The sequence below is a fragment of the Niastella vici genome, from assembly GCF_002077945.1.
Taxonomy (GTDB): Bacteria; Bacteroidota; Bacteroidia; order Chitinophagales; family Chitinophagaceae; genus Niastella; species Niastella vici.
The window spans coordinates 120,746-138,050 of sequence record NZ_LVYD01000045.1; the positions used below are offsets into that span (position 1 = coordinate 120,746).

12 protein-coding genes and 1 riboswitch are annotated in these 17,305 nt (G+C 44.3%); of the genes, 5 read left to right on the forward strand and 7 right to left on the reverse strand.

Features of this window, described 5'->3' with window-relative positions; translation table 11 throughout:
- Nucleotides 1-112: 112 nt before the first annotated feature.
- Nucleotides 113-1,732, forward strand: coding sequence for an ammonium transporter (locus A3860_RS15880; protein ID WP_081147708.1), 1,620 nt, complete (start codon nucleotides 113-115; stop codon nucleotides 1,730-1,732).
- Nucleotides 1,733-2,809: 1,077 nt separating this feature from the next.
- Here the strand turns inward: A3860_RS15880 and A3860_RS15885 are convergent.
- A complete protein-coding gene (locus A3860_RS15885) occupies nucleotides 2,810-5,389 on the reverse strand; it encodes a phosphoenolpyruvate carboxylase (RefSeq protein ID WP_081147709.1) in 2,580 nt (859 codons plus the stop codon).
- Nucleotides 5,390-5,843: 454 nt separating this feature from the next.
- Here A3860_RS15885 and thrA point away from each other — a divergent pair, with 454 nt between their 5' ends.
- The 4 genes from thrA to A3860_RS15905 all read left to right on the forward strand — a co-directional run bounded on the left by thrA (nucleotide 5,844) and on the right by A3860_RS15905 (nucleotide 11,336).
- Nucleotides 5,844-8,294, forward strand: a complete 2,451-nt coding sequence (thrA, locus tag A3860_RS15890; protein WP_081147710.1) for a bifunctional aspartate kinase/homoserine dehydrogenase I — start codon at nucleotides 5,844-5,846, stop codon at nucleotides 8,292-8,294.
- A 75-nt stretch (nucleotides 8,295-8,369) separates the two neighbouring features.
- Nucleotides 8,370-9,329 (forward strand): homoserine kinase, encoded by a 960-nt coding sequence (locus A3860_RS15895; protein ID WP_081147711.1) that lies wholly within the window; start codon nucleotides 8,370-8,372, stop codon nucleotides 9,327-9,329.
- Nucleotides 9,330-9,349: 20 nt separating this feature from the next.
- Nucleotides 9,350-10,654, forward strand: a complete 1,305-nt coding sequence (gene thrC / locus A3860_RS15900; protein ID WP_081147712.1) for a threonine synthase — start codon at nucleotides 9,350-9,352, stop codon at nucleotides 10,652-10,654.
- 136 nt (nucleotides 10,655-10,790) lie between these two features.
- A complete protein-coding gene (locus A3860_RS15905; RefSeq protein WP_081147713.1) occupies nucleotides 10,791-11,336 on the forward strand; it encodes a thioredoxin family protein in 546 nt (181 codons plus the stop codon).
- Nucleotides 11,337-11,406: 70 nt separating this feature from the next.
- On the opposite strand, the gene A3860_RS15910 is transcribed toward A3860_RS15905, so the two are convergent.
- From A3860_RS15910 to A3860_RS15935, 6 genes are all read right to left on the reverse strand, one after another.
- Complete coding sequence (locus A3860_RS15910; protein WP_081147714.1) at nucleotides 11,407-12,663, reverse strand: homoserine dehydrogenase; 1,257 nt, start codon at nucleotides 12,661-12,663, stop codon at nucleotides 11,407-11,409.
- A gap of 56 nt (nucleotides 12,664-12,719) precedes the next feature.
- Nucleotides 12,720-13,172 carry a preQ(1) synthase gene (gene queF / locus A3860_RS15915; protein ID WP_081147831.1) on the reverse strand — a complete coding sequence of 151 codons (453 nt, stop codon included), beginning with the start codon at nucleotides 13,170-13,172 and terminating at the stop codon, nucleotides 12,720-12,722.
- A gap of 49 nt (nucleotides 13,173-13,221) precedes the next feature.
- Entirely contained in the window at nucleotides 13,222-14,406 is a 1,185-nt protein-coding gene (locus A3860_RS15920) for a cystathionine gamma-synthase (RefSeq protein WP_081147715.1), read from the reverse strand.
- A 268-nt stretch (nucleotides 14,407-14,674) separates the two neighbouring features.
- Nucleotides 14,675-14,793: riboswitch (SAM riboswitch) on the reverse strand.
- Between the two features lie 139 nt (nucleotides 14,794-14,932).
- Complete coding sequence (locus A3860_RS15925) at nucleotides 14,933-15,571, reverse strand: porin family protein (RefSeq protein WP_081147716.1); 639 nt, start codon at nucleotides 15,569-15,571, stop codon at nucleotides 14,933-14,935.
- Nucleotides 15,572-15,798: 227 nt separating this feature from the next.
- A complete protein-coding gene (locus tag A3860_RS15930) occupies nucleotides 15,799-16,449 on the reverse strand; it encodes a porin family protein (RefSeq protein WP_081147717.1) in 651 nt (216 codons plus the stop codon).
- Nucleotides 16,450-16,513: 64 nt separating this feature from the next.
- Nucleotides 16,514-17,188 carry an OmpA family protein gene (locus tag A3860_RS15935; RefSeq protein ID WP_081147718.1) on the reverse strand — a complete coding sequence of 225 codons (675 nt, stop codon included), beginning with the start codon at nucleotides 17,186-17,188 and terminating at the stop codon, nucleotides 16,514-16,516.
- Nucleotides 17,189-17,305: the final 117 nt, after the last annotated feature.

Genomic DNA, 17,305 nt, shown 5'->3' on the forward strand with positions numbered 1-17,305 from the left:
TATAGATTAAGAACACAAACCCAAAAGAAACGACCAGACAGATGTGAAGTAAAACTGGCGGCATTGCCGGTTAAACTTCTATTGTTCACCCCCCAACTAAAACTTTAATAACATGCGAGCTAGGCATTTAGGCTTTTTTCGTGTCCTTTCCTGTTTAACGGGAAACAAGGAAAATGTATTGGCACCCGCCATTCAATTAACCCGATCTGAAAAATGGAAATTAGGTACTACCATTTTTCTGGGAAAAATGATTGGTTTGGGCCTCGTGTTTCTGGCAATGATCTTTCTTCCCGGCATTTTGGGTACACCTGCCCATGCGCAAACCGGCTATACAGAACATGAAACAGCCATGGTGAATTCAATAAACACCGTGTGGACACTCGTGGCTGCTTTTTTAGTGTTTGGCATGCAAGCTGGTTTTGTTATGCTGGAAGCCGGTTTTGCCCGTAAAAGGGAAACGGTGAATGTATTGATGGAGTGTATACTGGATACCTGTTTATGCGGTATTCTTTTTTGGGCCATTGGCTATGCATTTATGTTCAGTCATGGTAATGGCTTTATAGGTACACATTGGTTCTTTCTATCAGGTGCTCCCGATACATACGAAGCTACCGGTGTTCCCTTACTGGCGCACTGGATATTTCAGTTTGCATTTGCCGATACCTGCTCAACCATTACTTCAGGCGCCATGATCGGTCGTACAAGTTTTCGTGGCGACATATTATACAGCATTGGTGTAACCGGTTTTATTTATCCTATCATCGGTCACTGGGCATGGGGACCAGACGGATTTTTGGTTACCATGGGCAGTGCCGGTAATTTCCTTCCTTCGGTAGGACAACCTTTTCGTGATTTCGCAGGATCTACAGTAGTACATACCATTGGAGGTGTTATTTCATTGGCAGGCGCTATGGTGCTTGGGCCCCGTCTTGGGCGTGTATTTGCACGTGATGGTGGTGGTATGCCTGCTCCTCATAACCTTACTGTTGCGGCTGTAGGCGGCTTTTTATTATGGTTTGGATGGTATGGCTTTAACCCCGGCAGTACGCTTTCGGCTTTAGATGCACAAGGTATTGGCCGCGTAGCTGCCAACACAACACTGGCTGCCTGTACAGGTGGGTTGGCTGCTATGATGGCTGCTTACTGGTGGGGTGCTACAAAAGGAAAATTCGATCTGGCTTTTTCTATCAATGGTTTTCTGGCCGGTTTGGTTGCCATCACCTGCCCCTGTTATTGGGTAAGTCCCCTGGGAGCGATGTTGCTGGGCGCCATTGCCGGTTTTGTAGTATATGCCGGCGCCTGGTTAATTGAATGGTGGCGCATAGACGATCCGGTGGGCGCTGTTGCAGTACATGGTTTTTGTGGTATTTGGGGAACCATTTCGCTGGGATTTTTTGCCTGTGGCAAGTACGGTGCTACAGGACCCTTTGGCGCCGATAACAGTGCCCCGGTAACCGGATTATTTTATGGCGGGGGAATGGGCGTGCTGAAAGCCCAGTTCATTGGCAGCGCTATAATTACCATAGGCACCTTTGCAGTTGCATTTATATTAATGTGGGTTATAAGGCAGTTACCCGCCCCCTGGAATTTACGGGTAGAAGCAAAAGGCGAAACGGGTACTGGTGGTATAGATGTATTTGAGCATGGTACAGAAGCATATTCAGATCAGCATGCTGTTGTAAATGTGCCCGAATACCACCCACAGCCTAAAGAACAACCGGTATTTTCATAATAGGGCACTTATTGGGGTATTGCTGCCGGTGGCATGCTGTAGTTATGCCTGCCGAAAATGCGCCTGTACTCCAATAAGATACCCAAAGGATATTTCCTGCCTGGCAGGAGGTGTCCTTTTTTATTGCAGATGGGGTACGGACATGGTTTATAAAAAGCCGTATTAAATACATTTTAAATTCAAACCTAACGCAGCTAATTCACAGCATTTGCCTGCGTTTGGTCTGGGTTTGGTCTGCGTTTGCTATGCATTTCGTCTGGGTTTGAAGAAAGACAGACTAAAGAAAGAATGCCTGGCGATAAACAACAAAATGTCAGAAGAGAAGAAGCAGAATGCGGGTGGAGTAGTCTAAAATAGTTACATTATAATTAATTTTATATGATCTTTATTTTAGATGTTGCCGCTAAAAAATGGTATTTTTGGCAATAGTAAGTGATGGAAAATTTGAATTAATACAATGATAATCGCTAAAATGAAAATTTCTGATACATTGTATTTTATTTAATGTTTTAAAATGGTGGTTATGGGGATAGTTTGGGGCTTTATACCCGCAAGGGAGTTTTTGGTTGATAGCTGTGTAGTAGGGGGGAGCCTGACTGCCTGCACCATCTTTTCTTTAACCTTTTCCATTCTATCTGCTTCGCAACCGGTCAATACTTCAGTCTGTAAACACCCTTTTTTATTGAAAGCTGAATTCATTATATCCTGCTAGCTGCATGCAGAACAGGAAAAGACTGGATTGTAATTGAAAAAGGAAAGAAGAAGATGGGGAGTAGCGAGGGATGGAAAACAAATAACGATTGCGTTCACTTAAAATATGCCGATGTTTTATATTAAAAAGTGTGACCAAAACTAACTAACGCTGTGCGGTAATATAATGAAATAGTATTTAATGCTTTTTTTCATTACCGTTGTTTTAGTTATCAGAAAACGCATCCGTTTCGCCGGGTGCGTTTATTTTTTTGGTGAATGGTGAAAGGTCAATGGTCAATGGCGTCTCCCGATTTTGAGATTCCTGATATACTCGAAACCTCCACTATTGCGAGCTATTCACCATTGACCATTGGCTATTGACCACTACGCTGAATTACGTCCTGCATTAATGATCCCGAACGAACTGCGAATGATCAGCTTTTCGAAGATCTCTTTATGATGCGGTTGCGCCATCTGCTCTTCCATTTGCCTGATACGCGACATCGCAAATTGCTGAATGGTGGTAAGCGGCAGCACAATACGCTCGCGCATTTGTATTGAAAGCTGCTCAACCGGGTAATCGGCCATCAGTTCACTTTTGCCCGATAGCAAAAGAATATACCGTTGTGTGAGTTCATATTCCTCATAGATCTTATTCCAGATCTCACCATAACGGGGATCCTGCGACAGGTGCTCTGTTAATGGGAAGAAACATTTCTTCATGGCCATTTCACAATTGTCGATCAGTGTTTTGAAGAACAATGAATGGCGGTAAACCTTCTTTATATCGTTTAGCTTGCCTTTTTTATCGAGGGCCTGTAGTGCGGTGCCCACGCCGTAATAACCCGTTACGTTTTGTTTTAACTGGCTCCAGGCGCCTACGAATGGAATGGCCCGCAGGTCTTTCAACGACAGTTTTGATGAGGAACCGCGTTTGGCCGGCCGGCTGCCGATATTTGTTTGGCTGTAAAACTTCAGCGGACTAATATGCGCGAGGTACTCAAGAAAATCGGGGTTGTTCTTTAATTCATTGTATGCCTTCAACCCTTCTGCAGCCAGTTCGCCTACAATTTCTTCTTCCTCCCTGGATAATGTTTTATCCTTGTCGGCAAACACATCGTTCGAGATACCGGCATTCAGCAATTGTTCAATATTGAACTGGGCCGAATCAATAGTACCGAAGTTGGAGCTTACGGTTTGTCCCTGTATGGTTAACTGAATTTCCTTGTTCGAAATGTTCTTGCCCATGGAGGCATAGAACTTATGGGTTTTGCCGCCGCCGCGTGCTGGTGGGCCACCACGGCCATCAAAGAACACCACATCGATGCCATATTTGGCTGAAATGCTGGTGAGCTTTTCCTTGGCTTTATAAATGCTCCAGTTGGCCATCAGGTAACCACCGTCTTTGGTACCATCTGAGAAGCCAAGCATAATGGTTTGGCGATTGCTCCGTTTTTGCAGGTGTTTACGGTAAACTTCATTTTCGTAGAGCTCCTGCATAATATCGGCGGCCTCCTGCAGGTCGTCGATGGTCTCAAACAGGGGAACGATATCTATAGTAAGATCTTCATTCTTCCAGCCGCTCAGTTTGAACAAGCCATATACCTCAAGCATGTTCAATGCGCTGTTGCACTGGCTGATGATATAACGGCTGCAACCTTCAACCCCGTTATAGCGTTGAATTTCCTTAATGGCTTTAATGGTAAGAAGGGTATCTTTTTCAAGGCCATCTTCAAAAACATGTCCGCCAATATCGCCGCTGGCTTTTGATAATAACTTCTTCTTTTCTTCAGCAGATAATTCTGCATAATTACGGGGAAGTATATCTGATTTGCTGGCTATTGCTTCCAGTACTTTGTTGTGAATGCTGCTATCCTGCCGAACATCGAGAGAAGCAAAGTGCAAACCAAATACATGTACTTTATTAATGAGGCTGTCGACCAGGTGCTGGAACAGTCCATTGTGCTGGTAGATCAGTATTTCTCTTATTTTTTGCAGTGCATCAAGTATGCCCTTTTTGCTTAGGTTGGTACGTTGGCCGGGTATGAAAATGTTTTCGTACAACTGTTTTTCCAGATCGGCCAGTATGGTATCAACGCCTTTGAACGTAAGCCTTCTTTTTAATTTACGTACTTCGAGGTAGTAGCATTTTATAATGCTGCCACGAAGTGCATCGGCTACTTTCTGTGTGATGTCAACAGTAACAAATGGGTTGCCATCGCGGTCGCCACCAGGCCAGAAGCCCATGGTGATAACCGGATTGGTATCGGGAATCATTTGCGGGAACTGGTTGTTGAGGAAAGTGATAATGCGGCCGGCTGCATTATAGAATACATTCTCCAGGTACCAGATAAGGCTGATGGCCTCATCGTACGGCGTGGGTTTTTCTTTTTTGAAGAAAGGCGTTTTACCCAACTGCTGCAGGTACATGTTTATCTGGTTGGTATTATTTTCGGCCAGTGCTTTCGACAGGTCGTGAATAATACCTAAAACGGGTCCGGGATAGAACTGGGTGGGGTGGGCTGTAAGCACCAGGCGAATGGAGAAGTCTTCCAGCTTTTTAGCCAGCTCTTCCTGTTTGCCTTCCTGAATTACATCTGAAGCCAGGTACTTAAGGGTGCCAATGCCATTGAGGTCGTTGATCTCCCTGAAAGAGGCGTCTTCCAGCGCATCGAACAAAACTACCTGCCGTTCAACGTATTGAATAAAGCGGAATAAAAGATCTAGCTTATCCTGTTCCTTCGTGTAAGAGGTATGCTTCTCAAAGAATTCTTCAATGATCTGCACGGGGCTCTGCTTCTTTTTATAGCCTTCTTCACAGTTATTTAATAATAGCGAAAGCAGAATACCGGTCTTTTCAATACGATGAAAAGGGAGCGAGGTAAACAGGCTGTTGTAGAGCTGAAATTTTATGCCTACGTAATTCTTAAATTGCTGCAGTCCTCTTGATGACTGATGGTCCATGTTTTTCTGTTTATGGCATTTAATGCAAAAATATAGCAAGCAGCAACGAAAATCGGGCAATGAAAGTACGTTGAAATATTTAAATATAAATATGTTCGGCCCAATTGTTTTGAATTAAGGCCTAAAACCCTTGTTGCCACTGGTTTTCAGGGGAGGTGTAAAATCGGTGCCAGGCAAAAAAAATTAAAAACTAACAAATGTTATAGACTTTTCGTGTTATCTTTGGTCATATCAATTTAAACAGTGGTAACCTTTCAACATATCATTTTTTCCTCCAGCACAGTGGCTTCCACAGCTACGACTACCACTATTACAACAACCCGTTAAGGGTTGTACATTTCCATATTACCAATTGGGGTTTTTGCCTACCTTGTTCTCCCGGGAAACGGGAAAGTAAGATCAAAATAACATATCGGGTTATACAACTAATTTCAAATCAACTTAATTTCAGGTTATGCAGGTTTTAAAGTTCGGCGGTACTTCTGTAGCAAATGCCGAGAACATGAATAAGGTTAGCAGCATTGTTCAGCAGGCCCTGGCACGCGTGCCGCAAAGTAAAACTATTGTAGTTGTATCGGCTTTGGGTGGCGTAACAGATGTTTTATTACAAAGCGGTGGTTTGGCCGCTGCCGGTGATGAAGGTTATAAAGAGCTGTTGCAAAAAGTAGAACAGCGTCATCTGGAAGCCGTAAAAGCGCTGATACCAGTAACCCAGCAAAGCAGTGTATTAAGCTGGGTAAAACAACGCTGTAATGAAATTGAAGATATTTGTAACGGCGTATTCTTGTTAGGTGAATTGAGCACACGTACCAAAGACCGCATTGTAAGTTTTGGCGAATTGCTTTCCTCTAAAATAATTGCCGCCCGTTTAAATGCCCAGGGCGTTGAAAATGTATGGGCCGACTCACGCGAACTGATACGTACTGATTCGCATTATGGAAGTGCTGCGGTAGACTTTACCATCACCAATTCCCTCTGCAACGATTTCTTTTCAACATCAACTGCCCGTTTATTTATAGTGCCGGGTTTTGTGGCCGCCGATGGCAATGGCAACACCACCACATTAGGCCGGGGCGGTAGCGATTATACTGCTGCCATCATTGCCGGTGCGGTGAATGCCCAACTGCTGGAAATATGGACCGATGTAAGCGGTATGATGACCGCCGATCCGCGCCTGGTGCCCAATGCGAGAATTCTTCCCAACATCTCTTACCAGGAAGCCATGGAGCTGTCGCACTTTGGCGCCAAAGTTATATATCCGCCTACCATACAACCGGTGATGAGCAAGAACATCCCGGTATGGATCAAGAATACATTTGCACCTGAAGATCATGGTACACTTATCGAGAACGATGTGCACAAGAATGGAAATAACATTCGCGGTATTTCCAGCATCAATAAAATTGCCCTGCTCAGCCTCGAAGGAAGCGGTATGGTGGGCATTCCCGGTTTCAGCCGCCGGTTATTTGAGTCACTGGCTAATGATACCATCAACGTGATCCTGATCACCCAGGGTTCTTCAGAACATTCCATTTGCGTTGGTATTGACGAAGCCCTGGCCGATAAAGCCAAGCTGGCCGTTGACAAAACATTTGCGTATGAAATTGAAACCGGCCGGGTAGAACCATTGCGGGTAGAGAAGGGATTGGCCATTGTGGCCCTGGTTGGTGATAATATGAAAAGCCACCCGGGCATCAGCGGTAAAATGTTTGGCGCCATTGGCCGCAATGGTGTGAACGTACGCGCCATTGCACAAGGTTCTTCAGAAAGAAATATCTCAGCTGTGATCGCATCAGCAGATGTTAAAAAAGCCATCAACGTATTACACGAAGATTTCTTTGAAACTACTTATAAACAAATAAACCTGTTCATTGCCGGAACCGGTAATGTGGGCAGCAAACTGTTGTCACAGCTTAAGCAGCAACAGCAATACCTGCAGCAGAATCTGCGATTGCAGGTACGCATTGTAGGTATGGCCAACAGCAAGAAAATGGTTTTCAGTGATGAAGGCATTGAGCTGGATAACTGGCGCGAGCACCTGCAGCAGGGCGAAACCAGCGACCTGGGCAAGTTTGTGGAAACTGTTCGCTCAAAGAACCTGCGCAACTCGGTTTTTGTAGATGTTACTGCCAATGAAATGGTAGCGCAGGTGTACGATCAACTGCTCGCCAAAAGCATTTCGGTAGTGGCCTGTAATAAGGTAGCCTGCTCTTCAGCCTTTGCTTATTACAAAAAGCTGAAAGACCTGGCCCGTGAATACAACGCTTTCTTCCTGTTCGAAACAAATGTGGGCGCCGGCTTACCGGTGATAGGCACGCTGAACGACCTCATGCGCAGCGGCGATGTGGTTACCCGTATTGAAGCCGTGCTCAGTGGCACCCTGAACTTTGTATTTAATAATTATGATGGCACCCGCAGTTTTGCACAGGTGGTAAAACAGGCGCAGGATGAAGGATATACCGAACCCGATCCCCGCCTGGACCTGGGTGGAACCGATGTAATGCGCAAGATCATGATACTGGCGCGGGAAGCCGGTGAACGCCTTGATATGGAAGACATCAGCAATAGCAGCTTTATGCCCGCTTCGTGTATGGTAGGCAGTGTGGATGATTTCTATAAGGAAATGGAAAAGCAGGAAAAGCATTTTAAAGAGATCTACCAGCAGGCCGCTGAAGCCGGGAAGAAACTGAAGTTTGTTGCCAGGTATGAAGGCGGTAAAGCTTCTGTAGGCTTGCAGCATGTTGATCCGCAAAGTGATTTTTACCATTTGTATGGAAAGGATAATGTGGTATTGTTCTATACCAACCGTTATCCCGACCAGCCGCTGGTGGTAAAAGGAGCTGGGGCAGGCGCCGAAGTAACTGCATCGGGTGTGTTTGCAGATATTATTCGTGCTGCTCATTAATTGAAGTAGGATGTAAGAAGTATGAAGTAAGAAAAACCTTTATCTGGAACTAATAATTAAACACAAGCGATTGAAATGGCAAATGAATCAAGCACCCCTTTAGGGGCCGGGGGTAAGGGCGTTCAGGTATATGCACCGGCAACTGTGGCTAACCTGGTTTGTGGCTTTGATGTATTGGGCATGGCGCTGCAACAACCTCAGGATATAATGACCATGCGGTTACGCGAGCAGCCGGGTATTGTTATACAGCACTCCGACGGGTATCAATTACCGGTAGAGCCTGAAAAGAACGTGGCCGGCGCTTCGCTGCTGGCTTTAATGGATGAATGGAAGGAAAAAGTTGGCTTTGAGATCATCATTGATAAACGCATAAAACCCGGCAGCGGTTTGGGATCAAGCGCCGCCAGCTCGGCCGGGGCAGTAGTAGGCGCCAATCATTTGCTGGGCAACCCGTTCTCAAATGAAGACCTGGTGCGCTTTGCCATGAACGGGGAAAAAGTAGCCTCAGGCGTAAAGCATGCGGATAATATTGCCCCCTGTATCTATGGCGGCGTTACCCTTATCCGTTCTATATTCCCGCTCGATATTGTACAGCTAACCGCCCCGCCGATGTATGTAACGGTTGTACACCCGCAAATTGAAGTGCGCACATCCGATGCACGGCAAATACTACGCAAAGAAGTACAGTTGAAAGCAGCCATTAAACAATGGGGAAATATTGCCGGCCTGGTTGCCGGTTTTATGAAGAACGACTATGACCTCATTGGCCGATCGCTCGAAGATGTGATCATTGAACCGGTACGCAGCATCCTGATCCCCGGTTTTGATGAGGTGAAAAAGAAAAGCAAGGACGCTGGTGCATTAGGTGGAGGTATTTCCGGTTCGGGCCCATCTATTTTCATGATGAGCAGGGAAGAATATGTTGCCAAAGGCGTTGAGGAGGTGATGATCGATGTATACACCAGGCTGGGGATAGAATTCAAAACCTATGTGACCATGATCAATTACAGTGGCGCCAAGTGTATGGCGTTATAAGTTGATTTAATAAATTACAAATGAAGTACTACAGTTTAAATAAACAATCTCCAGATGTAGATTTCAAGGAAGCCACCATAAAAGGACAGGCGCCTGACAAGGGATTGTATTTTCCGCATACCATTCCTGTTCACGGGAAGGAGTTTTTTGAAAATAGCTGGCAGTATAGCAATGAAGAAATTGCTTTCCGGCTTATTCAACCTTATGTGGCCGGAACCATACCCGACGATGCATTAGAGGGTATTGTAAAGGAAACCATCAATTTTCGCATACCGCTGGTGCCGGTAAATGACGACATATTCTCCCTGGAGCTTTTTCATGGACCCACCCTGGCGTTTAAAGATGTGGGCGCGCGTTTTATGAGCCGCTGCCTGGGCTATTTTGCACATGAACGTAGTGAGAAAGTGGTAGTGCTGGTAGCCACTTCAGGTGATACCGGTGGCGCTGTTGCCCATGGCTTTTATGATGTTCCGGGCGTTGAAGTAGTGATCCTGTATCCTTCTGGTAAAGTAAGTTCGGTACAGGAAAAGCAGTTGACCACCCTGGGTAAAAATATTCATGCCCTGGAAGTGACCGGTACTTTTGATGATTGCCAGCAAATGGTAAAACAGGCTTTTGTTGATGAGGAACTGACGAAAAAGATTTTCCTCACTTCAGCCAATTCCATTAACGTAGCCCGCTGGCTGCCGCAGCAGTTCTATTATGCATTTGCCTGGAAGCAATGGGCCGATAAACAACATCCGCCGGTGATCTCGGTGCCCAGTGGCAACTTTGGTAACATTTGCGCCGGTTTGCTGGCTTATTGTTCAGGATTACCGGTAAAACATTTTATTGCCGCCTGCAATGCCAATGCTGTAGTACCTTCTTTTTTGACAACCGGTGAATATCAACCGAAAAAAGCCATTGCCACCATTTCTAATGCCATGGATGTTGGCAACCCCAGCAATTTTGTACGCATACTGGAACTGTTCCATCATAAACTGGGCGATTTGCGCAATGTGTTAACCGGGTACAGCATTTCAGATGATGAAACAAGGGCCGTAATGAAAGAAGTGTACCAGCAATACAAATACCTGCCCGATCCGCATGGGGCAGTTGGCTATCTGGCTTTGCAACGCTATTTACAGCAGCATGCCGGCGAAAAAGGGATGTTCCTGGAAACAGCCCATCCGGTGAAGTTTTATGATGTGGTAGAGCCGGTTATTGGTGAAACGGTGCCTGTGCCTGCTTCTATCGAAGAACAATTAAAATTGACCAAGCAAAGCAGCCTCATAGCGCCTGATTATACAGCGTTGAAAGATACCCTGCTGGCTATGTATAAATAATACTACAGGATTCCGGAAACGGAATATCAAATGGTCCGGAAGAAACCCGTTTCTTCCGGACTTTTTACTTTTTATAACATCCCGGCTGTCTGGCGCAACCTGTATTTTCCTTAAATTACCGGTACAAATACCTCCCATGTTCAAACGCATCTCCTTTTTACTGATAATTTTATTGCCGGTTGCTGTTGTAGCACAGGCACAACAACCGGCTTCTGCCGAAAAAGTATTAAAGGAGGCCATGCAAAGGGCCGCACATGAACATAAGAACGTATTCATTATTTTTCATGCTTCGTGGTGCGGCTGGTGTCACCGCATGGACAGTATCATGAATAATGCTGCCTGCAAAAAGTTGTTCAGTGATAACTATGTTGTTGAGCATTTGACCGTAATGGAATCAAAGGATAAAAAGAACCTGGAGAACCCGGGTGCTCAGGATGTATTGAAGAAATACAATGGGGAAGGGCAGGGAATTCCTTTCTGGCTGGTCTTTGATGCCAAAGGTAATTTACTGGGTGATTGTTTGATACGGCCCGAAGGAGCGGCTCTTACAACAAAGGGAGAGAATACCGGTTGCCCGGCAACGAAAGAAGAAGTGGCTCATTTTTTAACAGTGCTGAAGAAAACCTCCCCGTTGAATGCTGCCCAGTTAGCGGTGGTGGAGAAAAGTTTTACAAAGAAATAAACAAAAACGAGGGTGAGCCGCCCTTGAAGGCCGACCCACCCAGATTATATTAAAGAACCGGTGGCTTCTGTTAAACGATGCCGGCCAGCTCCAGGCTTTTCTTTTTTAATTTACGAACTTCCACATCTTCAATCACTGCCTCGGGCGACAGAATGAGCGATGTTTTGTTCTCGCGCCACCAGCTGTTTTGCGCCAGTTCATTAAAGTGCAGCACGCCAACCAGGTATTTGCGGTCTGTTTCGGCATGCCATTCCTCGATCCATTCAAATTTCTCTTTAGGGATATATTTCCAGTCATCAAAGCTTACATACACCCGTATATAAAAGTCGTTGGTGAGTTCGTTGGGTTTATGATGATACAATTTCTTGTATTCATATTTATATTGATAGCGTAAAGCCGACAGGTCGCTTAATACTGCGGATGCAGTGGGGAAACTGCCGGCCCCTTTACCATAAAAGAATTGTTTATCGGCAAAGCCGCTTTCAATTACCACACCGTTGTATTCATTCTTTACAAAAGCGAGGTGATCATCGTGTTTAACAAATTGCGGCAAAACGAACGCAGCTACTTTACCATTCTCAAGTTTCTTTGCCTGGGCAACCAGTTTAATATCGTAATGTTTTTCTGTGGCTACTAATGCATCGCTTTGGTGAATGCTCTGAATACCATTAAATACCAGGGCATCGGGCGGTACTACAATGCCATAAGCATGGGTGAGCAGGAAGTTCCATTTGTTGGCTGCATCAAAACCTTCTACATCGAGCGTAGGATCGCTTTCTGCAAAACCCAGTTGTTGCGCCAGTAACAGGGCCTGTTGAAAATCGAGCTTGTCTTCAAACATTTTGGTAAGAATGAAGTTGGTTGACCCGTTAACGATCGCTTTGATGGAGTGCAACAGATCGTTGTCGTAATATTCCTCCAGGTTGCGGATAACCGGAATAGAAGCGCAGGCTGCAGATTCATACAGGAAGGAGCGCTCGGTTAATTTTTGCAGGCCCAGTAATTCGGGTAAATGCTCAGCGATCATTTTCTTGCTGGCGCTTACCACATCTTTTCCATTCTTTAAGGCGGTGGAAACTATTTCAAAAGCGGGTTCTGATTCGTTGATCACTTCCACGATCACATTGATTTCGGGATCGTTGAGCAGTTCATCTTTATTGGTCGTGAACAATGCATCGGGGGCATTGCGTTTTTTTTCAGGGTTCTTTATACAGACCTTTTTTATAGTGGCTTTCAGCGAAGGGGTTTGTTGTAAAACCTTGTAGAGGCCTTCACCTACTACACCAAAACCAAATAAACCGATTGTTAATGACTTGTGTGCGTCCATAATGTTGATCAATTTGAAATTTTTTCTTTATAATATGTAGTTATTGTTTTTTATGCTTACATCTCTACCGACCATTCATCTTCTACAATTTGCCAGTCGTTGAACTGTTCTTTGCCACCGCGGATCTTCCAGTCAGAATCAATAGTCAGTTTTGAGCTAATGCCACCACGTGGGTTGCAGACCATCACCAATCGTAAGCGGTCAGGCTCATATACAGCGCAGAGATCATCATAAATTATATTGATCAGTCTTTCGTATGATACTACGATGTTGCGCAACTGGAAAACGTAGTGTTTCAGTGATTTGAGTTCTATTATTTTTTTACCAGGGTAGAATGTGCAATAGATAACTGCAAAATCAGGTTGTTCTTTAACACCCAGGAACGTAAACTCAGGTATTTTGATCTTGATCTCGTAGGCCTGATCGGTTGGGTTGGGAATGGGTTTCAAAATACTACGGTCAATATCCTTATAAGTTTTAACAGGTTCCCGGGTTAATTGTTCAGACATGTTTTTTTCTTTAATAAATAATTTAAAAATGGCTATACTTTCCCTTTGGTTAACAGGTAACTGCTTTGTTAACATCTACTTCAACAAAAGCGTTGGCTTTTTCGAGCGCCTGGTGCAGGTCCTGTAACAGGTCGGTGGCGTCTTCGAGTCCAATGCTTAAGCGAATGAGGCTGTCGGTTACCCCGGCTGCACGGCGCTTTTCAGCCGGTATGGTTTTGTGCGTCATGGTAGCAGGATGGCTGACCAGGCTTTTGATACCACCCAGGCTTTCGGCCAGTTTGAATAAGCGGGTGCCGGTAACAAAAGCTTTGGCAGCTTCGGCGCTGTCCTGTTTAAGCGAGAAAGAAACGATACCGCCGAAACCCCTGCTTTGTTTTTTGGCAATGGCATGGTTGGGATGATCTTTCAAACCCGGATAATATACTTTATCAACGGCCGGATGTTGTTGCAGGAATTCGGCCACTTCCTGCGCGCTGCGGCAGTGTTGTTGAATGCGAAGGTGTAATGTTTCAATACCACGGATCACCAGCCAGCTATCGAATGGGGCCAGAATGGCGCCACAGGCATTCTGATAGAATTTTATTTTGTCACCTAACTCTTTTTCCTTGGTAACTACAAGGCCGGCAATAAGGTCGCTGTGACCACCCAGGTATTTGGTGGCGGAGTGCACTACAATATCAGCTCCCAGCGAAAGAGGTTGTTGCAATGCCGGTGAAGCAAAAGTGTTATCCACGCAAAGTAAACACCCATTGGCTTTGGCGATCTGTGCGATGGCTTCAATATCAGAGATCTTCAGTGTGGGGTTGGTGGGTGTTTCGAGCCAGATGAGCTTTGTCTTTGGGGTAATGGCATTGAACACTTTTTCAGCATCGGTGGTATCAACAAAATTTATGGTAATACCGAATTGCTGGTACACCTGTGTAAATAACCGGTATGCACCACCGTAAATATCATCTACGGCTACTATTTCATCGCCGGGGCGTAATAATTTGGCAATGGCGTCAATAGCTGCCAGGCCGCTTGAAAAGGCGATACCTACCTGTCCGTTCTCCAACTGAGCAATAAGCGTTTCCAACGTAGCTCTTGTTGGGTTGTTGGTTCTTGCATAATCATATCCTTTGTTAACGCCAGGTGCTTCCTGTACAAAGGTTGATGTTTGATAAATGGGCACAGAAATGGCGCCGGTCAGTGGATCAACAGGAATGCTGTGAATGAGTTGTGTTGTCGCTTGCATGATAAACAGTTTTTTGCGTGCAGTTGATCCAGGCTCAAAGTCATGGACTGCAACACCTGATTAATTTGTTTAGACAGTTGTTTGCGGCAGCACTTATCAAGAGGAGTTCTTACTGGAAGAGATGATTTGTGTTGAGCTGGATCCCGACTACGCTCGATCCAGGATCAGATACGTCGACTATGCTCAGTACCTGAAAACAAAAAAGCTCTTCCGTAAGTCAGAAGAGCTTTCAATATGTTGAAATTCAGTATTGTAGAAGCTTTTATCTGACTTATCTGTCCCGCCTTCCGCGGGATGGAGTTGGCACCTTACAGCGGTTTTTTAAAACCAACATGCAGGTTGTCAAGGCTTCATCGGGCCATTTCCCTCAGCCTTTCTTGATAAGCGATGTGTAAAGAACTGGTGCAAAGATAATGACGGGAATTAAATTGTCAAATTTCTTTTTTAAAAGGCCTGTATCATATACATGAAATAAAAAAAGTTCTCCGGGTGCGGAGAACTTTTTATTAAGATGTTGTAAGTGTAATTAGAAGCGGTATCCAACCGAAACGCCGAAACCGGTGTTCTTTATTTTATCATCAGTCTTTTTGCCGCTAACTTTCGGCGCCAGGTTGGTCATACCTAATTGTGCATTTAACTGAACAGAAATTTTGCTGCTTAATTCATAACCGGCCAGCAAATTTCCGCCAAAGTCCATGCGTTTAAATGATCTATAGTAATCAGATGCGTTTACATCATTACTAAATTTTACGTCGACACTGTTGCTTCCCTGTTTAAGTTTTCCACCTACACCAATGCCTATATATGGCCCAAAACCAAGTAACAGTTTGCCAGGCCCTAAAGCTGGTTTATATAAGAGATTGATGGGTATTTCAAGATAAGAAAGTTTATATTTTAAATCGTCGCCTGAAAGTTCCTGCCTGGCGCCTTTCTTACTGAATAACAAACCTGGTTGAAGATAGAAATCAGGAACAACGGGTATTTCGGCATTTACGCCGAGATTAAAACCTGTTTTCAATTTTAAATCATAATTATGACCAGATGCGTCTTCTCCATTGAGGTTTGTAAAGTTAATACCTGCTCTAACGCCAAATGATACCTGTGCTTTCGAGGTTAAGGACAATGCAGTAGTTGCCAGTGCAAGCAACAAAACTTTTGATTTCATAAGTGAACTTTGTGGTTTTTAAATGTAATAATAAGAACAAAGGATTTTTAATAAATACATTTATCTTAATGCTCGCTAATAAACGTAGTGGTGTTATTTAAATTGTATAAGTGTTTATATGTAAGCTTGCATGTGTAAAAAAAGCTGCCTTATGGTGAGACAGCTTTTTTTAATATTCTTACTCTTTAATCGTGTTTGATTTACATAGCATTTATCGCTGCATATAATTAAAAGCGATAACCTACTGAAACACCAAAGCCGGTATTTTTATACTTGGTTTTATCGGATGAAAAATCCTGGATATCGGGATTGATGTTTACCATACCTAATTGTGCATTCAACTGGGCCGAGAGTTTACTGCTTAATTCATAACCAAACAAAAGGTTTCCGCCGAAATCCATTCGTTTAATATAATAATTCTGGGCCCATTGTGTGAGGGTAATATCATTCTTGAACTTTAGATCCCATTCCTTACCATTTGAATCGGTATACTTGCCACCTATTCCAAAAGCAATATAGGGTCCAATGCCCAATATCAGTTTGCCATCGCCCAGCCCAGGCTTGTACAGGAAGTTGATTGGAACTTCGATGTAGGAGATATTCAATTTTATATCGTCATCCTTCTTGCTTTTTGCACCTTTAGTGGTAAAAAGCACGCCTGGCTGTACATAAAAATCGGTAGCAACTGGTATTTCAGCATTTACGCCTACATTAAAACCCGTTTTGAGTTTGTTTTTGGTGTCATCGCCATTGCTTTCCTTTCCATTAATGTTCTGAAAATTTACTCCTGCACGTACACCAAACGTAGTGGATTGTGCCTGGGAGCCCAATGCAAATGCAAAAGAAGTCAGCGCGAGCAACAGGGCTTTTGTTTTCATAACTAAATAGTGTTGAAGGTTTATGCAAAATTGATTGATGGCGGAATGAGGACCAATGCCGTTACTACCCTTTTTGCGCTTCTTTGCGGGCGTCTTCTTTCATCTTTTCATTGGCAGTGATGAGGAAGTTCACCCGGCGGTTTTGTGCACGGCCGGCATCTGTTTCATTGCTGGCAACCGGAGCTGATTCTCCATAGCCTTTTGTTTTGATACGACCGCTGGAAACACCTTTTCCACGCAGATAATTTGCAACTGAAGAGGCTCTTCTTTCTGAAAGCTTCATGTTGTAGTCATCTGTACCTTTACTGTCAGTATGTCCCTGTACTTCAATATCTGTGTCAGGATACTCCTTCAAAATGGCAGCCAGCTTGTCAAGATTGCCTGACGCGCTTGCATTCAGATCAGAGCGATCGAAACCGAATAAGATCTTTTCATTGAATTCGACATTAATACCTTCTCCTACGCGTTCAACTTTTGCGCCAGGTACTTTATTTTCAATTTCTTTTGCCTGTTTATCCATTTTGTGACCGATAACGGCACCGGTAACACCACCTACAGTAGCACCAATGATAGCGCCTAAGGCTGTATTACCAGCTGCTTTTCCAATAACGGCTCCTACGGCGCCACCGCCCGCAGTTCCGATGATTGCTCCTTTTTGTGTTTTGTTCATGCTTTTGCAACCGCCCAGAATGATAGCAACGGCGGCAATACTAGTAAGGGTTTTTTGGATTGATCTCATATTATATTGTTTTAGTAAAGACTACATTTAGGCCAGTCCACAGCTTTCAAATTGTATACCACAATACAAATTTTTAGCTAGCCGGTTGATAATGAGGCGCAAATATCTTAAAGGAAA